Consider the following 3,304-nt stretch of genomic DNA (forward strand, 5'->3'; position numbering starts at 1 on the left):
AAATTAAAATTAGGGGGATATACAATCATTAGGTATAGGTGATTTTGTATATTTGATAAGCATATAAAAATAAATGATGAAAGAGCACTACCTTTTGATAAGTAGTGCTCTTTTTGATATTTCTGAATAGGTGTAATTGTATATTTTATATAGGTAAAAATATAATTATATAGGTGATTTTGTATGAATTTAGCGTGCTTTCACAAGCAAAAATCAACTTATAAATTGGATAGTTATATCCTGTAAAAAGAGTACAATGAAATCATCGAAAGGAGCTAAGGTTCCGAAACAGAAATAATCACGTCTTAAATAATGAAGTCTTTTTGGAGGTTTGCGATGAGTACGAAGGAACAACAAGTACAAGAAATGACAAATAAGATAGCTAATTTCATTTCTTATATGGCAAAGGTATTGCCTGATGATGTACAAGAAAAAATTCATGAATTGGCACAGGATGAAAAAAATCCTATGGCTAAATCTATTTATGAAACAATGCAACATAATATGGATTTAGCAGCTCAGCTTAATCGTCCTTCTTGTCAAGATACTGGTGTATTACAATTTTGGGTAAAGGTTGGATCTAATTATCCCTTACTAGGAGAATTAGAAGATATTCTAAGAGAAGCAACTTATAAGGCTACACAAGAGGCTCCATTACGATTGAACTGTGTAGAAACTTTTGATGAGTTTAATACTGGTAAAAATATTGGCCTCACTGCACCTTATATTCACTGGGATATCATTCCTGGCCGTGATGATGTAGAAATCTTCCCTTATATGGCTGGTGGCGGGTGTTCCTTGCCAGGGTCAGGTAAAACATTGATGCCTGGTGAAGGCTATGAAGGTGTTGCTAAGTTTGTTCTTGATTTGATGACAAGCTATGGTTTGAATGCGTGTCCTCCACTATTGGTAGGTGTAGGGATTGCTACAACTATTGATACCGCTGCTGGATTATCTAAAAAAGCATTAATGCGCCCTGTATCTTCAAAAGCACCTAATGAAAAAGCGGCTTATATGGAACAATTGTTAGAAGATGGAATTAATAAGATTGGTATTGGACCTCAAGGTATGGGTGGGGATAAAACTGTTTTAGGTGTGAACATTGAACATGGTACACGTCATCCATCTGTTATTTCTTGTGCTGTTAGTGTAGGTTGTTGGAATCATCGTCGCGGCGATCTCGTATTTGACAAGGATGGTAATTGCACAGTTAAATCTCATAAAGGAGTGACATTATAATGGCTAAGAAAATATTAACTACACCTATTCAACAATCTGATTTAGCAGGCATTAAGCCAGGCGATGTGATTTATTTGACTGGGCATATTACAACCTGTCGTGATATGGGGCATCGTCGTGTGGTAGAAGAAGGTAAAACGTTACCGGTTGATGTTAAAGATGGGGCTATACTTCATGCAGGACCAATTATTCGTACAATAAGCGATAATGAATTTGAAGTTGTATCTGTAGGACCTACTACATCTATGCGTATGGAAAAATTTGAATATGAATTTGTTAAAAAGACAGGTGTACGTCTCATTGTAGGTAAAGGTGGAATGGGTCCTGAAACAGCACGTGCCTGCAAAGACTTTGGTGCACTACACTGTGTGTTCCCTGCAGGTAATGCCGTACTTGCTGCTACAGAAGTCGAAAAAGTAGAATCTGCTAATTGGAGAGAATTAGGTATGTGTGAAACTTTATGGACTTTTAAGGTTAAAGAATTTGGTCCGCTCATCGTATCCATCGATGCGGAAGGGAATAACTACTTTGAAAATAAAAAAGTAGAATACAATGCGAAGAAAGATGAAGTGTTAGAAGAGATTTATAAACACGTAAGCTTCATTAAATAATCGAATTGTGATCTTCAATTTAATAGGAGGATTATACGGATTTTGTACAATCCTCCTTTTTTGTACCCTTTTTTAGGTATATTACACGTATTGGGAGGTATTTATGGATACGAGTGTAATGATAACTCTTGGCTTCTTGGTATTTGCCATCGTCATGTTTGCATGGGAGAAAATCCCATTGTCTATTACCGCTATGGTTGTAGCTGTCGGCTTACATCTAAGTGGGGTATTATCCGCTAAAGAAGCATTCGCCGGTTTTGTAGATCCAAACGTTTTACTATTTATGGGCATGTTTGTTATTGGTGAAGCTTTCTTTGCAACAGGCGTAGCAGTGGGGGTAGGTAATGTAGTTCATAAGTTTGCTAAAACTGAAACATCTTTACTCGTTGCAGTTATGATGATTACAGGTATTTTATCCGGTTTCTTATCTAATACTGGTACAGCTGCTGTACTGATTCCTGTAATTATCGGTATTTGTAAAAAAAGTGGTTTTAAACAAACTAAATTGTTGATGCCTCTTGTGTTTGCTGCAGCTATGGGTGGTAATATTTCACTTATCGGCGCTCCTGGTAATATGATTGCGCAAGCGGGCTTACAACAAGCGGGCCTTGGCTCTTTTGGTTTCTTTGATTATGGTCTAGTAGGTTTACCAATTCTAATTGTTGGTACTATTTTCTATGCTACAATTGGTAAACGTTTCTTACCAGATGCTCCAAGTCATCAACCAGATGGTGCCTTTGAAGGCAATGACGATTATAGCCATGTACCGTCTTGGAAAAAATGGACTGCTGCAATTGTATTGATTTTGACAGTTGTTGCTATGATCTTTGAAAAACAATTAGGTGTAAAACTTTATGTGAGTGCCTGGATAGGTGCTCTTGTATTAGTTGCTACTAATGTTATTAGTGAAAGTGCAGCTGTTAGATCTATAGATATGAAAACAATCATGCTCTTCGCTGGCTCTATGGCCCTTGGGGACGCAATGGTTAAAACAGGCACTGGCTCTGTAATTGCAGATCTTATTGTAAACAGCCTTGGTGCTAGTCCATCTCCAATTGTTGTTCTAGTAGTAATCTTTGTGCTTGGTGTATTCATGACGAACTTCATGTCTAATACTGCTACCTGTGCATTATTGGTACCAATCGGTCTTAGCTTAGCATCTCAATTGGGCTTCGATCCAAAAGCGGTGCTTGCAGCTATCGTAATCGCTAGCTCCTTAGCGTATGCTACCCCAATTGGTATGCCTGCGAATACTATGGTATACAACATTGCTGGTTATAGCTTCATGGATTATGTGAAAGCTGGTTTGCCACTCATCGTTGTATCTAGTATAGTAGCGCTTATATTGTTACCAATTTTATTCCCATTTTAATGAGATAATATAAGTTTTTTAGAAAGAGCCCTAATGTATGTTAAATTAGGGCTCTTTCTCATATGTGCAATAGGTAGTGATA

At 37.3% G+C, this 3,304-nt stretch carries 3 protein-coding genes; all 3 read left to right on the forward strand.

The window, feature by feature from the left end:
- Positions 1-336: 336 nt before the first annotated feature.
- The 3 genes from ttdA to QZ334_RS07570 all read left to right on the forward strand — a co-directional run bounded on the left by ttdA (position 337) and on the right by QZ334_RS07570 (position 3,222).
- The gene (ttdA, locus tag QZ334_RS07560) at positions 337-1,239 is read left to right on the forward strand and encodes a L(+)-tartrate dehydratase subunit alpha (protein ID WP_021148394.1); all 903 of its coding nucleotides are present in this window, start codon (positions 337-339) and stop codon (positions 1,237-1,239) included.
- A complete protein-coding gene (gene ttdB, locus QZ334_RS07565) occupies positions 1,239-1,850 on the forward strand; it encodes a L(+)-tartrate dehydratase subunit beta (RefSeq protein WP_060924030.1) in 612 nt (203 codons plus the stop codon). The genes ttdA and ttdB overlap by 1 nt, the downstream gene beginning before the upstream one ends.
- Positions 1,851-1,953: 103 nt before the next feature.
- On the forward strand, positions 1,954-3,222 hold the full coding sequence (locus QZ334_RS07570; protein ID WP_155086774.1) for an SLC13 family permease: 1,269 nt from the start codon (positions 1,954-1,956) through the stop codon (positions 3,220-3,222).
- Positions 3,223-3,304 lie beyond the last annotated feature (82 nt).

Origin of the sequence: Veillonella sp. (assembly GCF_019414865.1) — a bacterium.
Taxonomy (GTDB): Bacteria; Bacillota; Negativicutes; order Veillonellales; family Veillonellaceae; genus Veillonella.

What these genes read in the sequence shown, in the direction of transcription:
- ttdA (WP_021148394.1), top strand. Translation starts at nt 337, where the DNA reads ATGAGTACGAAGGAACAACAAGTACAAGAAATGACAAATAAGATAGCT.
- ttdB (WP_060924030.1), top strand. Translation starts at nt 1,239, where the DNA reads ATGGCTAAGAAAATATTAACTACACCTATTCAACAATCTGATTTAGCA.
- QZ334_RS07570 (WP_155086774.1), top strand. Translation starts at nt 1,954, where the DNA reads ATGGATACGAGTGTAATGATAACTCTTGGCTTCTTGGTATTTGCCATC.